At 31.9% G+C, this 18,458-nt stretch carries 17 protein-coding genes, 1 pseudogene and 1 riboswitch; of the genes and pseudogenes, 13 read left to right on the top strand and 5 right to left on the bottom strand.

Features of this window, described 5'->3' with window-relative positions:
• Position 1 precedes the first annotated feature (1 nt).
• The 12 genes from TDSAC_RS04930 (at position 2) to TDSAC_RS04870 (ending at position 13,108) form a co-directional block, all read left to right on the top strand.
• Positions 2–1,507, top strand: coding sequence for a hydrogenase large subunit (locus tag TDSAC_RS04930; protein WP_108309157.1), 1,506 nt, complete (start codon positions 2–4; stop codon positions 1,505–1,507).
• Positions 1,508–1,516: 9 nt separating this feature from the next.
• A complete protein-coding gene (locus TDSAC_RS04925) occupies positions 1,517–2,209 on the top strand; it encodes an NADH-quinone oxidoreductase subunit B family protein (RefSeq protein WP_108309156.1) in 693 nt (230 codons plus the stop codon).
• A gap of 243 nt (positions 2,210–2,452) precedes the next feature.
• On the top strand, positions 2,453–3,856 hold the full coding sequence (locus tag TDSAC_RS04920) for an FAD-binding oxidoreductase (RefSeq protein ID WP_108309155.1): 1,404 nt from the start codon (positions 2,453–2,455) through the stop codon (positions 3,854–3,856).
• A gap of 309 nt (positions 3,857–4,165) precedes the next feature.
• Positions 4,166–4,474 carry a hypothetical protein gene (locus TDSAC_RS04915; protein WP_150130299.1) on the top strand — a complete coding sequence of 103 codons (309 nt, stop codon included), beginning with the start codon at positions 4,166–4,168 and terminating at the stop codon, positions 4,472–4,474.
• A 515-nt stretch (positions 4,475–4,989) separates the two neighbouring features.
• Positions 4,990–7,725: a bifunctional YncE family protein/alkaline phosphatase family protein gene (locus tag TDSAC_RS04905; protein WP_199919706.1), complete on the top strand. Its 2,736-nt coding sequence runs from the start codon at positions 4,990–4,992 to the stop codon at positions 7,723–7,725.
• A 303-nt stretch (positions 7,726–8,028) separates the two neighbouring features.
• Entirely contained in the window at positions 8,029–8,556 is a 528-nt protein-coding gene (locus TDSAC_RS04900) for a hypothetical protein (protein WP_108309152.1), read from the top strand.
• Between the two features lie 9 nt (positions 8,557–8,565).
• Complete coding sequence (locus TDSAC_RS04895) at positions 8,566–9,579, top strand: zinc-dependent alcohol dehydrogenase family protein (RefSeq protein WP_108309151.1); 1,014 nt, start codon at positions 8,566–8,568, stop codon at positions 9,577–9,579.
• A 27-nt stretch (positions 9,580–9,606) separates the two neighbouring features.
• The gene (locus TDSAC_RS04890; RefSeq protein ID WP_199919705.1) at positions 9,607–10,512 is read left to right on the top strand and encodes a class I SAM-dependent methyltransferase; all 906 of its coding nucleotides are present in this window, start codon (positions 9,607–9,609) and stop codon (positions 10,510–10,512) included.
• 30 nt (positions 10,513–10,542) lie between these two features.
• Positions 10,543–11,025 carry a hypothetical protein gene (locus TDSAC_RS04885; protein ID WP_108309150.1) on the top strand — a complete coding sequence of 161 codons (483 nt, stop codon included), beginning with the start codon at positions 10,543–10,545 and terminating at the stop codon, positions 11,023–11,025.
• A gap of 37 nt (positions 11,026–11,062) precedes the next feature.
• A complete protein-coding gene (locus TDSAC_RS04880) occupies positions 11,063–11,959 on the top strand; it encodes a dihydrodipicolinate synthase family protein (RefSeq protein WP_108309149.1) in 897 nt (298 codons plus the stop codon).
• Positions 11,960–12,003: 44 nt separating this feature from the next.
• Positions 12,004–12,723, top strand: a complete 720-nt coding sequence (locus TDSAC_RS04875; protein ID WP_108309148.1) for a ribonuclease H-like domain-containing protein — start codon at positions 12,004–12,006, stop codon at positions 12,721–12,723.
• Positions 12,724–12,802: 79 nt separating this feature from the next.
• Positions 12,803–13,108 (top strand): hypothetical protein, encoded by a 306-nt coding sequence (locus TDSAC_RS04870; protein ID WP_108309147.1) that lies wholly within the window; start codon positions 12,803–12,805, stop codon positions 13,106–13,108.
• Here the strand turns inward: TDSAC_RS04870 and TDSAC_RS04865 are convergent.
• The 4 genes from TDSAC_RS04865 to TDSAC_RS09075 all read right to left on the bottom strand — a co-directional run bounded on the left by TDSAC_RS04865 (position 13,105) and on the right by TDSAC_RS09075 (position 15,574).
• Positions 13,105–13,326 carry a hypothetical protein gene (locus TDSAC_RS04865; protein WP_108309146.1) on the bottom strand — a complete coding sequence of 74 codons (222 nt, stop codon included), beginning with the start codon at positions 13,324–13,326 and terminating at the stop codon, positions 13,105–13,107. The genes TDSAC_RS04870 and TDSAC_RS04865 overlap by 4 nt on opposite strands.
• A 540-nt stretch (positions 13,327–13,866) precedes the next feature.
• Positions 13,867–14,814 carry a hypothetical protein gene (locus TDSAC_RS04860; protein ID WP_108309145.1) on the bottom strand — a complete coding sequence of 316 codons (948 nt, stop codon included), beginning with the start codon at positions 14,812–14,814 and terminating at the stop codon, positions 13,867–13,869.
• A 21-nt stretch (positions 14,815–14,835) separates the two neighbouring features.
• Positions 14,836–15,417, bottom strand: a complete 582-nt coding sequence (locus tag TDSAC_RS04855; RefSeq protein WP_108309144.1) for a cytochrome b N-terminal domain-containing protein — start codon at positions 15,415–15,417, stop codon at positions 14,836–14,838.
• A gap of 1 nt (position 15,418) precedes the next feature.
• Positions 15,419–15,574: a hypothetical protein gene (locus TDSAC_RS09075; RefSeq protein WP_199919704.1), complete on the bottom strand. Its 156-nt coding sequence runs from the start codon at positions 15,572–15,574 to the stop codon at positions 15,419–15,421.
• A gap of 200 nt (positions 15,575–15,774) precedes the next feature.
• Here TDSAC_RS09075 and TDSAC_RS09265 point away from each other — a divergent pair.
• Positions 15,775–16,431 (top strand): annotated as a pseudogene (locus tag TDSAC_RS09265) (DMT family transporter).
• An 18-nt stretch (positions 16,432–16,449) separates the two neighbouring features.
• Here the strand turns inward: TDSAC_RS09265 and TDSAC_RS04845 are convergent.
• On the bottom strand, positions 16,450–18,099 hold the full coding sequence (locus tag TDSAC_RS04845; RefSeq protein ID WP_108309143.1) for an NADP-dependent glyceraldehyde-3-phosphate dehydrogenase: 1,650 nt from the start codon (positions 18,097–18,099) through the stop codon (positions 16,450–16,452).
• A gap of 191 nt (positions 18,100–18,290) precedes the next feature.
• A riboswitch (molybdenum cofactor riboswitch) is annotated at positions 18,291–18,410 on the bottom strand.
• Positions 18,411–18,458 lie beyond the last annotated feature (48 nt).

The raw sequence follows: 18,458 nt of genomic DNA, 5'->3' as shown, positions 1-18,458 counted from the left end.
TATGAATTATATATTGGTTACGACTAAAAAAGAAAATTTAGACAATGAAATTATTAGTTTAAGAAGTTCTGGTGCTCAACTTTTAACGATTTTTGCAAATGACGAGAGAGCTATTAGTAATAATTTTAAGGTATATGCTATTTTTTTATTGAAAAATGGCGATATTGTAGAATTATCATTTTTTGTTAATCCAGATAAACCTTTTTATGAATCTATTTCCAGATATTTTCCATCAGCTAACTGGCTTGAAAGAGAAATATTTGACACATTTGGAATAAAACCTATTGATCATCCTGACTTAAGGCCTATTGTAAATTTTCCTGATTGGCCTAAAGGTATATTTTTAATGAGAAAGGATTTTATAGATAAAAAAGTTAATCGTGGAATTGCTAAAGATTTTAATTTTATCCCTGTAAAAGGTGAAGGTATTTTTCAAGTTCCCGTTGGTCCAATTCATGCTGGGATAATTGAACCTGGCCATTTTAGATTTTTTGTTTTTGGAGAAGACATGATAAATTTACAGGCTCAGCTCTTCTTTACTCATAGGGGTATAGAAAAGAGATTGGAGGGCTTAAGCATAAATGACGCGCTTTTCCACATTGAGAGGCTGTGTGGTGTAAGCTCTGCATCTCATGCTTATGCTTTTTCAAAGGCTATAGAAAATATTTACGATTTACAGACACCTAGATACTCTGAATTTTCCAGGATAATAATTCTCGAACTTGAAAGGCTATACAATCATATCGGAGATATTGGCAATATATGTGCTGGAGTAGGCTTTCATTTAGCAGTAAGCAGGGGAGCTATCTTAAAAGAAAGACTTCAACAATTAAACTTTAAATATTTTGGACACAGATATCTTCGTGGGATAATATGCCCTGGTGGTTTGAATAGGAAAATACTCTTTGATGATGAAATGTTTGTCAAATTGAATTCTATTGAGCACGAGTTAATAGAGCTTTTCGAATCTATAAAGGATTATGAGCTCTTGTTAGATAGGTTTGTTACTACTGGAGTGCTGCCTAAGAATATAGCTTCAGAAATGGGAGCTACAGGAATAGCCTTAAGAGCTTCTGGCATTAATTTTGATACCAGAAAGGATATTGGATATTCCGTTTATTCAGATTTAGAATTCAATATTCCCTTTCAAACTGAAGGAGATGTTTTCTGTAGGTTTGTACAGAGATTCGAAGAATCTATTGAGTCTTTTAAGATAATAAAACAGTGTTATGAATTTATTAAAAAATTAGATAATAAAGCCTTTTTTACAGATCTACCTGAAAATATTAGAATCAATACGGGCATAGGGTTTGTAGAAACCCCAAGAGGTACAGCTTTGCATTGGGTTATGCTTGATGATTTTGGTAAAATTTTTAGAATTCACATTCGCTCTGCTTCTCACAGGAATTGGATGGTCTTGCCAATATGTATTCCAGGGAATATTATTCCAGATTTTCCGCTAATAAATAAGAGTTTTGAGTTATGCTACTCATCTTGTGACAGGTAGGAGGATATTTTGTTTAAAGTTTTAAATCGTCTGTTAAGAACAAAAGTAATTACAAGTTCTATTGATGAATTATCTGAATCATTTAAAGATTTCCCATCTATAGATGCTTCTTTGTGTCCAAACAATTGTAATTTGTGCATTGAAAGATGTCCATCTCATGCCATAGATAAAGATAAAAAAATAAATTATATAAAGTGCACTAACTGTAGACTATGCTTTGATATTTGTAAATTTAAAGCTATCGAACTTATTGAGAGACCTATAATCATAAATGAAAATTCTAAAAATATTGAAATGTTTAGAAAACAATTCAAAGACTCTGTTCATATAAGATATGTGGATACAGGAGAGTGCAATGCCTGCCTTTTTGAAGTTAATGCTACCTCAAATTCATTTTATGATATCGATCAATATGGCATTAGTTTTGTGGCGTCTCCAAAGCATGCCGATGTAATATTGTTTACTGGATCGATAGTAAGAAATATGGAAAAACCATTTCTGGACACTTTAGTTGCTATTCCAAAACCCTACCTTGTTATTGCAGTTGGCAATTGCGCATGCGGCAACAATATGTTTGTTTCTGAATATGCAAAAAACAATTTGCCAGATAATGATTTTATAGATGTTTATATTCCTGGTTGTCCACCAAATCCTTTATTGATAATTAAAGGTATTTTAAAGGCGTTAGGCAGAATAAAATAAATCTATAGTTTTTTAATAATACACAACGTTTATAACGGATTAACTGATGATTTTACAATAATTGCTCTTGATCACATAATTCGATTTCTGAACAATGTTAATTTGACTAGAAATATATTTTTAGTTGTAGCAATTTTGATATGTCATGAGCCCAGTTGTTATCTTAAAAAATAAAATTATACTCTCAATAATAATTTGACAATGCTCTGAAAAAGTTGTAAAACTCATTTAGAGGTGAGAATAGTGATATCAAAAAGTGTTATAAGTGAATTGGAAGATATAGCTGGGAGAGAAAACGTTCTTACTGATTACGCTTATACTTTTGTTTATTCATATGATGCTACACAGCTACATAAAGTACCAGATGTAGTAGTAATTGTATCTAATTCAAAGCAAGTTTCAAAAGTGGTAAAAGTAGCTAGAAAACACAAGGTAAATCTTTATCCAAGGGGTTCGGGAACCAGTATTAGTGGCGGTCCAATACCTGCTGAAGGTGGAATAGTTCTGGAATTAAGCAGATTGAATAAAATATTGGATATCGACACAGAAAATATGATAGCTGTTGTAGAACCAGGCGTAATAGCCGCTGTTTTAGATGCTGAGGTTGCAAAAAGAGGTCTTTTTTACCCTCCAGATCCGGGTAGTCTTTCTGTGGCAACTATTGGTGGTTGTGTGGCAGAGGGAGCGGGAGGCTTAAGGGGATTGAAATATGGTACAACAAAAAATTATGTAATAGGTTTGGAGGTTGTTCTGCCAAACTCAGATATAGTTCAGACGGGCAGTTTTTCGCTTAGGGGGAGTCCAGGATTTGACTTAACTCATCTTTTTGTTTGCTCAGAGGGAACATTGGGGATTATTACAAAGATAATGTTAAAGCTAATTTATCCTCCAAAAAAGATAAAGACTATGTTGGTAATGTTTGATGAAATAGAATCAGCAGGTATTGCTGTGGCAAGTATTATTGAGAATAAGGTTATTCCATCCACTATGGAGTTATTGGATAAAGTATCTATAAACGCTATTGAAGACTTTAATAGGGTTGGTTTGCCAAGGGATATTGAGGCGCTCTTGTTAATAGAAGTAGATGGTGAACCAGAAGACGTTGATAAATCAGCTAAAGTTGTAGAAGAGGTTTGTTCAAAAGCTGGTGCAAGATCTATAGAGGTAGCAAAGAATGAAAGTGAAAGAAATAGGCTAATGCAGGCAAGAAGATCTTTGTTTCCTGTTTTGGCAAGACTTAGGCCTACTACGATTACTGAGGATGCTACAGTACCCAGAAGCAAAGTACCATCGATGATAAAAAGAATTCATGAGATTAAAGATAGATACAATCTTCTTATAGGCAGTTGTGGTCATGTGGGTGATGGCAATATGCATCCTATTTTTCTAACTGACAAAAGGGACAAAGTTGAGATGGAAAAGGTAGAAAAAGCAGTGAGCGAGATCTTTGATTATTGTATAGAACTTGGTGGGACGCTTACAGGAGAACATGGAATAGGAATTGTAAAGGCAAAGTTTATGGAAAGAGAATTTAAAAAAGAAGGCATGAGGTTTTTTTCTGATATAAAAAAGTCAATTGACCCACAAAACATAATGAATCCAAATAAGATAATTATGGCTAAAGATATAAAAGTTGATTACATATAAAAAGATTAATATAAAAATTGATTCATAATCTGTTTATAAATATACCTAATAGACAAAAAGGAAGCTGCAAAGTTAGAAAGCGAACCAACTGGAATTCAAGCCAAACAATTTGATACACAGGAACCTTTACTTTCGGACAAGGCTGTTCTTAATTCACTGGCATGGAAAAATTGGTTTGGACATGGTTTAAACAAAATTCCTCAGAAGACGGAAATAATTAATTATGAGCCTCTGGATGCCTTCCCTGAGAATTCAAAGATCTTATCTGGGTCTTGCTGGGGCTCATCTGCCGTAGATGATCATAATAAAATGGCTTTCAGGTGTGCTTCAGAAAATCGAATACTCGATCCATGTTTTACGACTGCTTTCAAAGGGGTCTTGGCTTGCAATATCAACCCATTTAATAAAGATATTATTTTGCTGAAGTTGACCAAGTTTCTTGATGGGATAAAACCAAATGAACTAAATAAAGAAGATAATGAATGGGGATTTTTAGTACAACTTGATAACAATGTGTTATGTGCGAAGTTGACTGGTACGAGATTTGTATCAAATGTGGTTATATATCCTTATGTATGTTGGTATGCTGGAAAACAAGGCCAAAGAAGATTATTCTAATAAATATCTGGATGGTAGATTTTTAGAGACAACTTCTTCTCCATATTGGAAATTCGAAACGATATAGATTATAAAAAATTCTAATTATCCCGAAAAAGATGCTTTCATTAAAAAAACGTTTAATGTTTTAAGAGTTTTTCGATGATAATAAGCTAATAAAAATTTATGATCTATTAACGTTCTGTCTTAATATCATCCATTTTGGATAAATTTCCTTAACTGCACTTACTTCTGAGAGCATATCAAGTTCATTTTTGGTAAGTTTTAAGTTTGCTGCTTTTATGTTATCTTCTAATTGATTTATTTTATTGGTGTTTATAATAACTAATTAATTAGCTGTTAATAAACTGTTAAAATAAAGTTAGTATGTTTTAATAAAAACTATTACAAAGACTTAATGATTCTCTTACTTTATAATCAATTTTTAACTTATGATTAACTTTATATTTACGCTTTGTTAACAATTTTAATTTAACATGTACGTAAATTTATATGCTATGGGAGGTTTTGGAATATTGAAAAAATCATTTTTGTATGTTGCAATTGTTATTTTATTTCTTCAAGTTATATTTTTTGAATCTTATTCATTTGCTGGAAATTTAATTTACGTTCCTACAGATCAGAGTTTGACTCCTGCAGGAGAACAAGTACTTTTTTCTGGTAGACCCAATGCTATTGCTATAAATCCAGATGGAAAAACTGCTGTAGCAAATGTGGGGGGTTATCCTAATGGTTTTACGCCTAATTATTCTCCAATAGTTGTACTGGATCTAAAAGAAGGGAGGGTAATTCAGAATTTTAGCCTGTCAAAAAGTGAAAAGGGTGGTTCATATACTGGGATAATTTATTCAAAGGATGGATCTAAATTATATGCTTCTTTTAGCGATGGGAAAATTCTTGATTTTAATGTGAATAGTGAGGGGCTATTAACTTTACATAAAGTAATCGAATTGCCAAAGAATGTGGATGGAAAAACTCCTGATCCAGGTGGTCTAGCTGTTTCTCCTGATGGATCGAAATTATACGTTGCTTTAAGTAGGAATAATTCAATAGGAATAATAGATTTATCTGACGATAAATTTATTGGCGAGATTTCTGTTGGTAATGCTCCCTATACAATATTAATTGACTCAAACTTAGCTTTTGTTACAAATCAGGGAGGAAGGATTGCTACAAATGCAGATTATACGAATTATTCTAGTGGAACATCAATAGTTTCCGATCCTGTTACCGGCGCAGCTAGCACCGGTACGGTTTCTGTGATAGATCTAAATACTGAATCTGTAATAAAAAATATTACTGTGGGTTTACAACCTACTGCAATGTGTCAGAATAAAGAAGATATCTTTGTAACCAATACAAATAGTGATACGATTTCAGTTATAAATAAGAAATCTTTAACAGTAGTAAAGACTATCAGTATTCATCCATATCCCAATTCTATATTTGGCAGCCAACCAAATGCAATCGCAATTTCACCTGAAAATAAATTATATGTTAGTCTTGGTTCCAACAATGCTATAGCTGTTTATGATTGGAATGGAGAAAACGAAGCTGTAAAATTCGATGGTCTAATCCCTACAGGGTGGTATCCAGGTGATATCGCTATTGATAAAGCGCTAAATAGTATTGTAGTAGCAAATATTAAAGGTGTCGGATCCATGGGTAGTGAGGTTCCATTTGGGCATTCAAAACAATCTTTTGGGCATTCAGTTTACGCATGGCTTGGCAGTATATCCATAATAAAATATCCTGATAATGTAACTCTATCTAACTTTACAAAGAAAGTATATGAGAATAATAATTGGGGGAATTTATTAAATAATAATGTCAAAGTTAATCATATTTTAGATTCGTTTACAACTCCATCTCAATTAAGTATGCCTCAAAACGCAGTTAACAATTATCAATTTGGTATATCAGTTTCAATTCCTTTACATTTAGGAGAGCTTTCTGCTATAAAACATGTTTTCTATATTATCAAAGAAAATAGACCCTATGATCAGGTATTTGGCGATATTAAAGAAGGTAATGGCGATCCAGACTTAGTTTTATTTGGCGAAAAAGTTACTCCAAATCAGCATGCATTAGCAAAGGACTTTGTATTGTTTGACAACTTTTACTGCAGCGGTTCAGTATCTGCTGATGGACATCAATTTACTGATCAGGGATTAGATCCTGATTATGTGGAGAGACAGTTTGGAGACTTTCCCCGCAGTTATCCTAATGAAGGTGGAGATAGTTTGGCTTATCTTTCATCAGGATTTATTTGGGATGATGCAGTAAAACATGGAAAATCAGTAGCTAATTTTGGAGAATATGTAAAATACTTTCGCACTCCTACTGGATCTGGCGTAGAACCATTAGGAAGCTGGCAGGATTGGTATAAAGATTCCCAGATTATTGAAGGAAAAATTACTGGGCAATTACATGTTCCAATTGGAAGATTTCAATCTGTATCTGATGTAGTTTCAAATGACAAGCTTTTAGTTCGAGATTATCCACCATTTTGTTTGAACATACCAGACCAGTATAGAGTAGATATATTCTTGAAGCAGTTTAATTTATACGTAAAAAATAATGATCTCCCAAATCTTATAATTATGTCTTTGCCTGATGATCATACAGGGGGAACAAAACCTGGACTGCCTACACCAAGAGCTATGGTAGCAGATAATGATCTTGCTTTGGGTAGAGTTGTTGATGCTATAAGTCATAGTAAATATTGGAAAGATTCAGTTATATTTGTGGTTGAAGACGATGCCCAAAATGGAGTAGATCATGTTGATGGACATAGAACAGTTGCACTTGTTATCGGACCCTACGTGAAAAGAAATTATGTTGACCATACAAAGTATACTCAGATAGACATGCTAAGAACGATAGAACAGATTTTAGATTTGCCGCCAATGAATCAGATGGATTCTGCTGCGACACCCATGTATGATGCTTTTACAGATAAACCTGATTTCACTCCCTATAACGTTTTGTCAAACAATATCCCTTTGAATGAAATGAATCCAGATTTAAAATCTTTAAACATATCAAACAGTAAACTTCAATACTTATGGGCATTATCTTCTGAAAATATGTTTTCTGGTTCTACCGTAAACGACGAAGACAGGCAAAGTGATAATCTATTAAATAGAGATATATGGTATAGTGTAAAGGGTTTCGATTTACCATATCCAGGTGACAATAAAGTGTATTTACCAGATGAAGCAAAAACAAAACCTTTAAATGAACAATAGCTATAATAATTAAATTTTTGAGCCCTATGAAATAGAAACTTTTATTTCATAGGGCTTATATTAAATATTTAATTTTTTATTTAAAGTAAAAAATACTTAATTAATACCAATTGATATACATATTTTTCACACGTAAACAAATATTCTTCATACAATATTCCTTGTTAAACTTTTTTGGCAATTCATGTGATATTTTTTCTGAATATGAACCTCCTTAGAATTCTAGAAATTTTATTGCGATTTAAAATTTTTGTATTATAATTTAAGCTAATAAATCATTTCTTTCTAAGGGGAGTTTATGGCTTGAAAAAATTATTAAAAGTTATAACTTTTATTTTGCCATTTATTTTTTTATTTTCTATTTCGTATGCGGAACAATCAGAGATGTTAATTCCTCATCCCGATACAAAAAACATTTCTTCAAACTGGTTACCTATAAAGGATTCGTTGAACAAAAATCTCTCTAGTACTCAGAATGGCTTTTATTACCCTGTGTTTTATTATTACTATCCTGAAACTATTTCAGTGGATAAAGAAAACAGAACAATTACTGTATGGATATTAGAAGCTCCTTCAAATAATGTTATATCTCTTAATTGTGCAAATAATTTTGGGTGGTTTTCCAAATCATGTTTTGTAGATCATATGGAAGCTTTATATAAGTTCGACTACTTAAGAGCTACGTATCAAAGAATTTCGCCAAATTATTACTATGATGCTAATGATAATCTTACTAGAAGGTCAAGCGACGAAATATCAAAAGTTGAAGAAATTAAAGATGGTTCTGTACAGCAAAAAGAATATGATTTTTTTAAAAAATTTTTAAAATGAAAGTATGAAATGAATGCCCTAGTTTTAGATAAAATTTCAAAGGTTGAAGATAGACCTCTTAAAATTATGGAAGTTGAAATGCAAATTCCAGGCGAAAGCGAGATTTTAGTAGAAATATCTTGCTGTGGAATATGCCATACTGAATTGGATGAAATAGAGGGAAGAGTAATGCCGAAACTGCCCATAATTTTAGGTCATCAAATAGTTGGAAATGTTAAAGAGATTGGGAGAGACGTTAAGAAATTTAAAGTGGGCGATAGGGTTGGTATTGCATGGATAAATTCAGTATGTGGAAAATGCTACTTTTGTAGAAGAGGGGAAGAAAATCTCTGCAATGATTTTAAGGCTACAGGGTGTGATGTAAACGGAGGTTATGCTCAATATTGTTTAATATCTGAGAATTTTTGCTATAAAATACCCGATAATTTTTCAGACGTTCAGGCTGCACCCCTTCTGTGTGCTGGAGCAGTAGGGTACAGGTCGTTAAAGCTTACTAATATGAACGATTACGAGTGTATTGGTCTTTTTGGTTTTGGTGCATCGGCTCATATAGTAATCCAATTAATAAAGAAGCTTTATCCAAATTCAAAAGTCTTTGTGTTTACTAGGCGAAAAGATGATGCAGCAAGCAAAATGGCGCAAGATATGGGTGCTGATTGGGTTGGAGTTACAGGAGATAAACCTCCCAAAAAACTGAACCGCGCTATTGATACTACTCCTGTTGGTTATGTGATAAGAGAAGCTCTGAGCGTTCTCGAAAAGGGTGGTAGATTAGTAACTAATCTTATTAGAAAAGAGTCTCTAATACCAGAACTTGATTATCAAGAACACTTGTGGAACGAGAAAGAGTTAAAAAGTGTAGCCAATATTACAAGAGATGATGTAAGAGAATTTTTAGATATTGCATCATCTATTCCAATAGTGTCAAGAGTGAACGAATTTGATTTTCAAGATGCAAACAAAGCACTTGTGATGCTAAAGCATGGAGAATACAAAGGGGCGGGGGTTTTAATTGTTAAATAGATTAAATACCTTTATTCAATATAATTTATGAAAAGTGCTTTAATTGCGACGGACTCTAGCGGGGAGATTTTTAATGGAAATTTTGAAGAAGCACCATTTTATTCGATCTACAATCGTGACAATTTTTTAAAGAGAATTTCTAAGGAAAATCTATCTAGAATCGATCTAAAAAAACATATATTGATGGGCACTAATATCAGTGAAAAATATAAAGAAGAATTACTCAAGTCAGATGTGGATTCGATAATTTTAGACTTTAAAAACCTAAATAGTGCTAAAGTATTTTATTTAGACTTTCTCAAAAAAGTTGAGATTTTTGAAAGGTATTCGTCTGAATATGAGTTTTGGTTTGAAGAAAATAAATTTGTTTACCTTTCAGAGATAGAAGCATTGAAAATGTTAGTTCCTTCTGAAGGAAAGGGTTTGGAAGTAGGGGTTGGAAGCGGAAGGTTTGCAAAACCCCTGGGAATTTTATTTGGAGTAGAGCCATCGGATAAAATGATTCAAATTGCAAGAAATAAAGGTATAAACGTTTATAAGGGTTTAGCTGAAGATCTGCCTTTTTATGATAATAAATTTGATTTCGTACTTTTGGCTGTAACTATTTGCTTTGTAAACGATCCAGAAAGGAGTCTATTGGAAGCAAAAAGAGTTCTGAAAAAAGGTTCAAGATTAATAGTTGCTATAGTTGATAAAGAAAGTGAACTTGGTAAATTGTATTTAAATAGACAATCAAATAGCGTTTTTTATAAGAATGCAAGATTTTTTTCGTCAGAAGAGATTATTGATCTTTTTAATAAAATTGACATTAGATTCTTAGGAGCAGTTCAAGTTTTGTTTGGGGTAGATATCAAAGATTTAAGTTATGTTCAAGAGCCCGAACCAGGCTATGGAAAAGGTGCTTTTGTAGTCCTGGCGGGAGAAAAATTGTAGAATTTATGTATTGTATTATAATATGAACTTATGTTTAAAAAAATTTTAACCAACTTTAAGATATATATAATTATAATATTTGCTTTTTTAACTTTAAATGTAGTCTGTAAACAGGCGTGGGCAATAAATTGGGTTTACTTTGCTACTGATAATATATATGGAAATCAATTCTTTTATGATACAGATAGCATCAAGTATCTAACACAAAATATAATAGAAGTTAATTACAAGGAGTTATACTCTGAAGCAGGCAAAAACGCTTATATTTCAATTTTAAAATCACATAATATTTCAGTTTATGGATATGATTTGCTCTTATATACCATCGTTTATTTGAAAGTCGATCTCAAAAATAATTTAATAATGATACTTTCCTTTACTGACTACAACAAAAATGGTGACATTTTATATTTTGATAGCATAGAAAATCCTACCTGGGATTATGTACAAGAAGGAACTATAGGGAGACTCCTTATTGAAGCTATAAAGAGTAACCAAAAAAATAATTTTTAAAGAATTTTTTATGTAACGTTTACTTAAGGAGGAGATTATGTTTAGAGGAATTTATGTTGCATGCATTACAATTTTGGACGAGAATGGTAATTTCGATCTTGCGAATATGACCGTTCATATAAATAATCTCATAAATAGTGGAGTAGATGGGATATTATTTCTTGGGAGCACTGGCGAATTTTACTCATTCTCGGTTGAGCAAAGGAAAAAGCTTGCATCTTTTGCCGTTAATTCGGTAAATAAAAGGGTAAAGGTTCTTATTGGAACAGGATCTACCAATATAAATGAGGTTATTGAAGTGTCAAAATTTTCCAAAGAAATAGGGGCTGATGGAATAACTATTGTATCGCCATATTATTTTGGACCATCTGACAGTGCTGCAGAACAGTACTTTGGAAAGATTGCTCAGGCTGTAGATATACCTATTATGTTATACAATTTTCCAGCAAGGACAGGAACAGAGCTATCTATTGAAGTAGTATCAAATCTTGCAAAAAAATACTACAACATCGTTTCTTTAAAAGATACAGTTGATAGCATCAGCCATACGAGAAGAGTGATCCAAAAGATAAAATCTATTAGACCAGACTTTACTGTTTTATCAGGTTTTGACGAATACTATATCCTAAATAGACTTTCAGGTGGAGATGGAGTGCTATGTGGTCTGGCCAATGTAGAACCAAAGCTTTTTGTCGATTTGCACAGAGCTTATGAAAACAAAGATTTTGTAACGGTAGAAAAATGCGCAAAGAAGATTTCTGTTCTTATGAATTTGTATGAGTGTACAGATCTTTTTATTACTGCTATAAAAGCTGCTGTAAAAGTTAATGGGTTGGATATTTCTACCTATACTAATCTACCAGGGATCAATATTACCGATAAACAATTCAACATCGTTAAAAAAATTGTTGAAGAGGCACGTTCTATTGTATAATAAACAGTTTTGAAAATTTAAGAAAAGGTAGTCATGCTTAGAAAATGAGTTATTTATTTTTAGATATCGAAACAATTATTGATGATGAACTTCTTAGAAAGACAGGTTCTGAGAAGAATATAATTCAGTTCAACAATAATGAATTTATAAGACAAAATGTATTTCATATCCCCATTTGCTTTTCGGTTATTGTAAATATTGGAACTCAGGATTTCTATTTTAAGTCTTTTGTGAGCAAAAATGCATCTTTAATAGTTGATAAGTTTTTTTCAGGATTTTATTTGCTAATAGAAAAATCGAAACAAAGGAATTTAACATACCCTATAATTGTCACCTATAACGGTCAAAGTTTTGATATGCCAATTTTAACGCTTCAGGCTATTAAATACTACGATTTGTTGTCTCAAGAGGCAAAGGATGGTTTAAAGGAATATCTTGATACAAATGATAAATGGGAAAATAATAGGCCAAATTATACGAGTAGAAATACCATTTATCACATAGATACGTATTTGCTTACTAATTCTTATTCTTCTTTGAAGGCTTTATGTATGCTTAATGGTATTGAATGCAAGACTCAAATGAATGGTAAACAGGTTGGTGAGTATTTTAGGGAGAATAAGCTAGAAGACATTGCTTTCTATTGTGCTGAAGACGTTCTTTCTCTTGCAAAATTGTTTAATAAAATAAATATTGCTCGTGGGAATAATTCATTAATATTACCTGAAAATTTGGAACAGTGTGAAATAAAAATTCTTGAATAGAAAAAGTTTTAATAATTAATAAAGTTTAAATAAAAAAATTGTGATAAAAATCTATATTAATTATTTTAAGGAGGTTTCTATGAAAAATTTTTTATTTGGTTTATTTTTGGGTGCTGCTCTTATGTTAGCTACTGGTTTTTCTTTTAATTGGGTTTTTAATAAAAGTTTTGCTCAGGCTCAAACATTTATACCTGAATACTATCAACAGTTAGCTTGGGGGAAACATTCTCAAATGGATGCTGCCTTAAATCTTTTAATAAAAGCTAGAGATCATCTTGATAAAGCAGCTCATGATTATAATGGGCATAGAGTTAAAGCAATTGAATATACAGATAAAGCGATTCAGGAAGTAAGAGAAGGAATTAATTTTGCAAATAATCATTAAATTCTAATATTTTTATTTAAATATGAATACTCTTCTAAAACCGAGAGTTTTATTTTGCCGTTTGGAATAACAACTATGCCTTCTTTTGGATATGAGAATGTATCCTCAAATGAATCTACATAAAAGTTTATAAACGTAAAAGCATAAGCCGTAGAGGATTGGTAAAAATCTGTTAGAACAAAAAATAATGAAATTATTAGCAAAAACTTGCTTAACATCCTTTCTCCCTTTTTAAAATTCGTTAACAATAATTATATATTTTTTCTGATAAATGTATTACAAGCTTGGTATTTATTTAATTTTAAGGTTTAAAATTAAAAGTGAAAGATTTAAGATGGCGGATGAGATGGACGAAAAATATAACGTAAGATGTTGGATTGGACTTTGAAACTTGAAACTATATCCTGAAGATTGTTATCATCGTCAAACTTACAAATCAGAATTGAGGATTTTTTAGTTGGAAAATTTGATAAGAACTCTACTTTTGATAATTCAGACTTTCGAAGCAGATTCTCTCTAGTCTGAATAAAATTTGGGGGGAAATTTATAAGAATTTCTGAAGTAAAAAGGAAAGTTAATATTTCGAAGGGTACTCTTCCCTATTTTGAACGTATTAGACTCATAATTATGTGTGTCGTGACAAAAATAAAATTTAGAGATTATACATTTAATAAAACAATTTTCAAGTCTTAAATGACTTTAAATGATGAGGTAAATTATTTGAATGTAATAATGAATTTACAAATTATTTTGTAAGTTTAATTTTTTTGATTTTTATACCAATCTCTCCAAATTATTTTATAAATTTTTAAAAATTTTGGTATCTTATTCAATAAGGGTAAATATGGAAATAATAAAAGGACTAAGAAAAATGTCATCATCAAAATGCCAACTTGTAAATCTCCATTGGAAGATGTTGACATGGGCGGTAGCTGGTATGCGAGTGTATATGGCCAAAGCCACCAAGCGCCAGGATAATTTCCCGTTTCATTAGATATACCCCAATCTTCTCCAAGCATATCCAATTGCTTTGCAACACTGTGATAAACTTTTCCCTGAAAAAGCAGCAATGGTTTCGTAAAATTCATATTATAAAAGTCATAAGGAGAATTTGAAGAGACAATTGATCCTTCGAGTAAGCCAGACAAACCCAACTTAAATAAACTGTTCATCATTGTTTTTATAGGACCGTAGTCACCATTAGGAATTATTACATTGTTGTTTTCAATTTTTGCATTTTCAAGTGCCTTATCATAAGATTTTACCCATTTCAATTTTTGTTCATTAGTAGCATTTTTATATTCCTCAAGAGACGATTTTAAATTATTGTCAAATATAGCAATCTTTTCAAGAGGATTTATTATGAAATCATCTATTGGATTAATCGGTGTAGTTACACCTAAAATGACTGAAGGCTTAATGCCAAAAAAGTTCTGAGACTGAGAGGTATCGCTATCATAAGGTGGACCATAGTCGCTAATCGAACTTTTTCCTTCAAGGATGTTTATAAATGTTTTCAAATAAGATATGGTTTCATATTTTGCAATTTGCTTTGCAGTAACTGGAGGATAGTCTGGTGAGCCAAATATTAGAGCAAGAGCAAATATTATTATGGCTATGGATATGAATACAGCTAAGCCCTCTTTTATAAGATCATAAGATTTTAACGGAACATTCTTTAAATATTCATCTGATTTTAAGCTCATATTTTTTCACCCCACATAAATTTATAAAGGTTTTATGGGACCTTCACTTCTGACGAGAAAAAGATGAATCAGAATTAACACAATTAAAACAAGAGGTACCACTAAAATGTGGAAACCGAAAACTTGTGCTGTGTTCATTGGATCGAAAAACCCACCAATTCCCATAGCATTAAGTAAATCTTTTGACTGTACGGCAATCCATTGAGAATCCCAATTTGTTTGAGAAAGATATCCAGTAAATCCCTCAAAGGTTGCTAATCCAAAGGCTAACATTCCGAAAAACCATGTTTTGCCTCGTCCATCTCTATATGCTGCCATTGAGAATTTTGACATTAGATGAAGAATAAGTCCTCCAAAAAAGATTTGAACTCCCCAAAAATGAAGAGAGTTAACAAAAGCTCCAATTTTTGAAAAGTGATACCATGCTGGACCAAATGAAACTAATATTACTCCTGTAATTATTAGAAAAATAAAGGATGAAAGAGAAACGACACCAAATATGTAAGCAAAGGAATTAATATAAGCTGGCATAGTTGTAGGGAAAATATCATCTGAAGTAAGATTTTCCTTAAAAAAGTTTTTTGTTTTTTTTGTTATGTTCATTTTACTTGTTCCCTTCAAAAAACTTTGGCAATCTAAGCCAAATTAATATGACAAAAACAATTAAAACAATCATCCATGCTATGATGTCAGGTATTGCAAGATTGAATATTCCAAAAACCAAATGTGGAACAGGGGGTAAACCTTGAGCTGGTATCATAATTTTCCCTCCATCCAAAATAAATATTTATAAATATTCTGAATCACCATTAATCATGGTAACATATATTTTTATCATTTTTACTGATAAAGCTTACAGATTTAAAAGTTATATAATATCTTAATTAAGGGTCGGTTTTAATATTCTTTTGGAGACAATGAGTTATTTTATATTTCATTTAGGAACCTACTATTGGATAGATGAAAAAACATATTGGTCAGCTATATCTTGCTCTGGCTGTAAGCATATGGGGAGGTATATATGTAATGAGTAAAATGGTACTTACAGTAATTCAACGCTTAGAATTGGTTTGGCTTAGATATTTAGTAGCGTTGGTAACACTTATTATCGTTGGTTTTTTACTCACCAATCCTGGGATATAAAAAGAAAAGATATGCCAATTATTATTTGCATTGGTATCATTGGATATTTTTTCTCAATTTGAGCACAGTTCGCAGGTACAAAACTCTCTTCTGCTCAGATGGGCCGGTGATTACATCGGTCACTCCTGCTTTTATGGTTATTTTTGCTCGTTTGTTATTAAATGAAAAGATTACTTTGAAGAAGTCAATATCTGTTATACTTGCCACTGCATAAGTATTGCTAATAGTTGGATTGAGCGGTTTTGATAGATCTTTTCAACTTGGCGGCTTGATATTGATTTTTGCTGCTTTAATCTGGACGTTTATTTCTGTCATTATAAAAAAGATTCCTAATCATTAGGTCTTTATTTCTTCTTTCAACCTCTTGTTGGCGCATTTCTTGACTGCTTTGTTCTCGGTGAATATTTCGGAATAACTTCTTGGATTGGCGCGGCAATGATAATAGGAGCTGTATTTTTAGTCATTAAGGATTAAATTTGGGCTTTAGATTTGCTAAAATATAAAATCGGTTGATAAAAATTGTGATTTATTGCCTTTGATAATTTTCCTTATTAAATCTTTATTTAAATCATTTGATTTAGCAGCGACAAGAGTCCTTATGGAAAAGGATCTTAGAGCATCTGAAACCGAAAGGGTACCAACTGCTGAATCTTTTCTTCCTGTAAAAGGAAATATATCGGGGCCTCTTTGGCATTGAGAATTTAAATTTACTCTACATACCTGATTTACAAGTATATCTATAATTTTAGCTATCACATCTGGATCAGTCCCAAAAATACTTGCTTGCTGACCGTAATTGGATTCAGTTATATATTTTAATGGTTCCTCAATATTCGAGAATGGAACAACTGGGATAATTGGCCCAAATTGTTCTTCATTATATATTCTGGATTTATTACTGACGGGATACAAAATTGTAGGGTAAAAGAATGTTTTATTATATGAACCACCAAACTTATTAACTATTTTTGCACCTAAAAGTTTTGCATCTTCAATAAGTTCAATAAAATATTTTATTCTGCTTTCATCAGGCATTGGCGTTATAAAGACATCATCGTCAAATGGAGCACCAATTTTTAACTTTCCGATTTCATTTGATAATTCCTCAAGGAATATGTCTACAATTTTAGAATGTATAAATAGTATTTTGAGCGCTGTACACCTTTGTCCATTGAATGAAAGAGCTCCAAGCAAACACTCTTTTACTGTAAGAGAAATTGATGCGTCGGGTAAAACAATTGCAGGATTCTTTGCTTCAAGGCCAAGTATCATTCTTAATCTGTGAGGCATTGGATGTGATTTTTGTAATGAATCAGCGGCCTTGCTAGTTCCAATAAAGGCCAGACAGCTAATCTTTCCTGTTGACATTAAAGCTGATGCTACAACCCTTCCTCTTCCGTAAAGTGTGTTTATAACGCCTGGTGGAAACGCTTCCTTGAATGCTTTGAGCAATGGCCTATATAAAAGAATACCATGTTTTGGTGGCTTAAAAATAACCACATTTCCCATAATCAAGGCAGGTATAAGGGTTGTAAAAGTTTCATTCAGAGGATAATTAAATGGACCCATACATAGCACTATGCCAAGTGGTGACCTTCTAATTTGTGCAATTATTGAGTCTTCAATTAGAAATCTTGATGAGTTTCTATCAAGAGTTTTTAGTGCATCAATGGTATCAATCATATACTTTATAGTTCTGTCAAATTCTTTTTCTGAGTCTTTATGTGATTTTGCAATTTCCCACATTAAAAGGTTTACAATTTCATCTTTATTTTCCCCCATTAAATATATAAATTTTTCAACGCATTTTATTCTATCTTCAACCCTCATTAATGGCCATATTCCATTGCCATCATTATATGCTTTGACAGCGGCGTCAAGAATTTTTAGTGTTTCTTCCTCATCTAATGATGGACAGCTTCCCAGCACCATTTGCTCAGGCATTGAATCTTTATCCTTACAAACGAAAATTGGTGAGAAAATAGAGATTTTTTCTTTGTTCCATGATTTTAACTCTCCATTACAAAGATACTCTGTTTGATCAATGTGATCTTTCAGAGCAAATTTAGCTGGTATTTTATTTATAACAGGAAATTTAAATTCAAAATAGTTATCTTCTTTCTGATTCACAACAACCTCCATCTATTTAAGTTTTTAAATTTGGATCGCTACAACATAAATGTTATAACTTTTGTCGACATAATCGTTCTTTATTTACTAAAACCTAATTTTACTTAAGTTTTAGGTTTTTAAATCAAAAAAGCAAATTTTTCTAAGGGTAGAAAAAGATAATTAGCGAGGCAAGAAAACAAGTATAATAATCTGAATGTATAAATCTCATACAATTTCCTCCTTTCCAAATGTGGGGGCAGTTTCGTTTCCAAAACTACCGTATCGGTTTGTACTCATAGCATTTAAGCTTTAGAAATGCAAACTCGGAGAAACTATAACATAGTTTAGCATATACTTCATACGATAAAACAAATATTTTTATTTTGTCA

Origin of the sequence: Thermodesulfobium acidiphilum (assembly GCF_003057965.1) — a bacterium.
GTDB classification, from domain to species: Bacteria; Thermodesulfobiota; Thermodesulfobiia; order Thermodesulfobiales; family Thermodesulfobiaceae; genus Thermodesulfobium; species Thermodesulfobium acidiphilum.
The sequence above is the reverse complement of the archived record's forward strand: the minus strand, read 5'-3'. Positions and strand labels throughout refer to the sequence as shown.

Bases quoted from the DNA above. Each gene is read 5' to 3' on its own strand.
- TDSAC_RS04930 (WP_108309157.1), top strand. From the start codon at position 2: ATGAATTATATATTGGTTACGACTAAAAAAGAAAATTTAGACAATGAA.
- TDSAC_RS04915 (WP_150130299.1), top strand. From the start codon at position 4,166: ATGGCTTTCAGGTGTGCTTCAGAAAATCGAATACTCGATCCATGTTTT.
- TDSAC_RS04895 (WP_108309151.1), top strand. From the start codon at position 8,566: ATGAATGCCCTAGTTTTAGATAAAATTTCAAAGGTTGAAGATAGACCT.
- TDSAC_RS04890 (WP_199919705.1), top strand. From the start codon at position 9,607: ATGAAAAGTGCTTTAATTGCGACGGACTCTAGCGGGGAGATTTTTAAT.
- TDSAC_RS04885 (WP_108309150.1), top strand. From the start codon at position 10,543: ATGTTTAAAAAAATTTTAACCAACTTTAAGATATATATAATTATAATA.
- TDSAC_RS04880 (WP_108309149.1), top strand. From the start codon at position 11,063: ATGTTTAGAGGAATTTATGTTGCATGCATTACAATTTTGGACGAGAAT.
- TDSAC_RS04875 (WP_108309148.1), top strand. From the start codon at position 12,004: ATGAGTTATTTATTTTTAGATATCGAAACAATTATTGATGATGAACTT.
- TDSAC_RS04870 (WP_108309147.1), top strand. From the start codon at position 12,803: ATGAAAAATTTTTTATTTGGTTTATTTTTGGGTGCTGCTCTTATGTTA.
- TDSAC_RS04865 (WP_108309146.1), bottom strand. From the start codon at position 13,326: ATGTTAAGCAAGTTTTTGCTAATAATTTCATTATTTTTTGTTCTAACA.
- TDSAC_RS04860 (WP_108309145.1), bottom strand. From the start codon at position 14,814: ATGAGCTTAAAATCAGATGAATATTTAAAGAATGTTCCGTTAAAATCT.
- TDSAC_RS04855 (WP_108309144.1), bottom strand. From the start codon at position 15,417: ATGAACATAACAAAAAAAACAAAAAACTTTTTTAAGGAAAATCTTACT.
- TDSAC_RS09075 (WP_199919704.1), bottom strand. From the start codon at position 15,574: ATGATACCAGCTCAAGGTTTACCCCCTGTTCCACATTTGGTTTTTGGA.
- TDSAC_RS04845 (WP_108309143.1), bottom strand. From the start codon at position 18,099: ATGGAGGTTGTTGTGAATCAGAAAGAAGATAACTATTTTGAATTTAAA.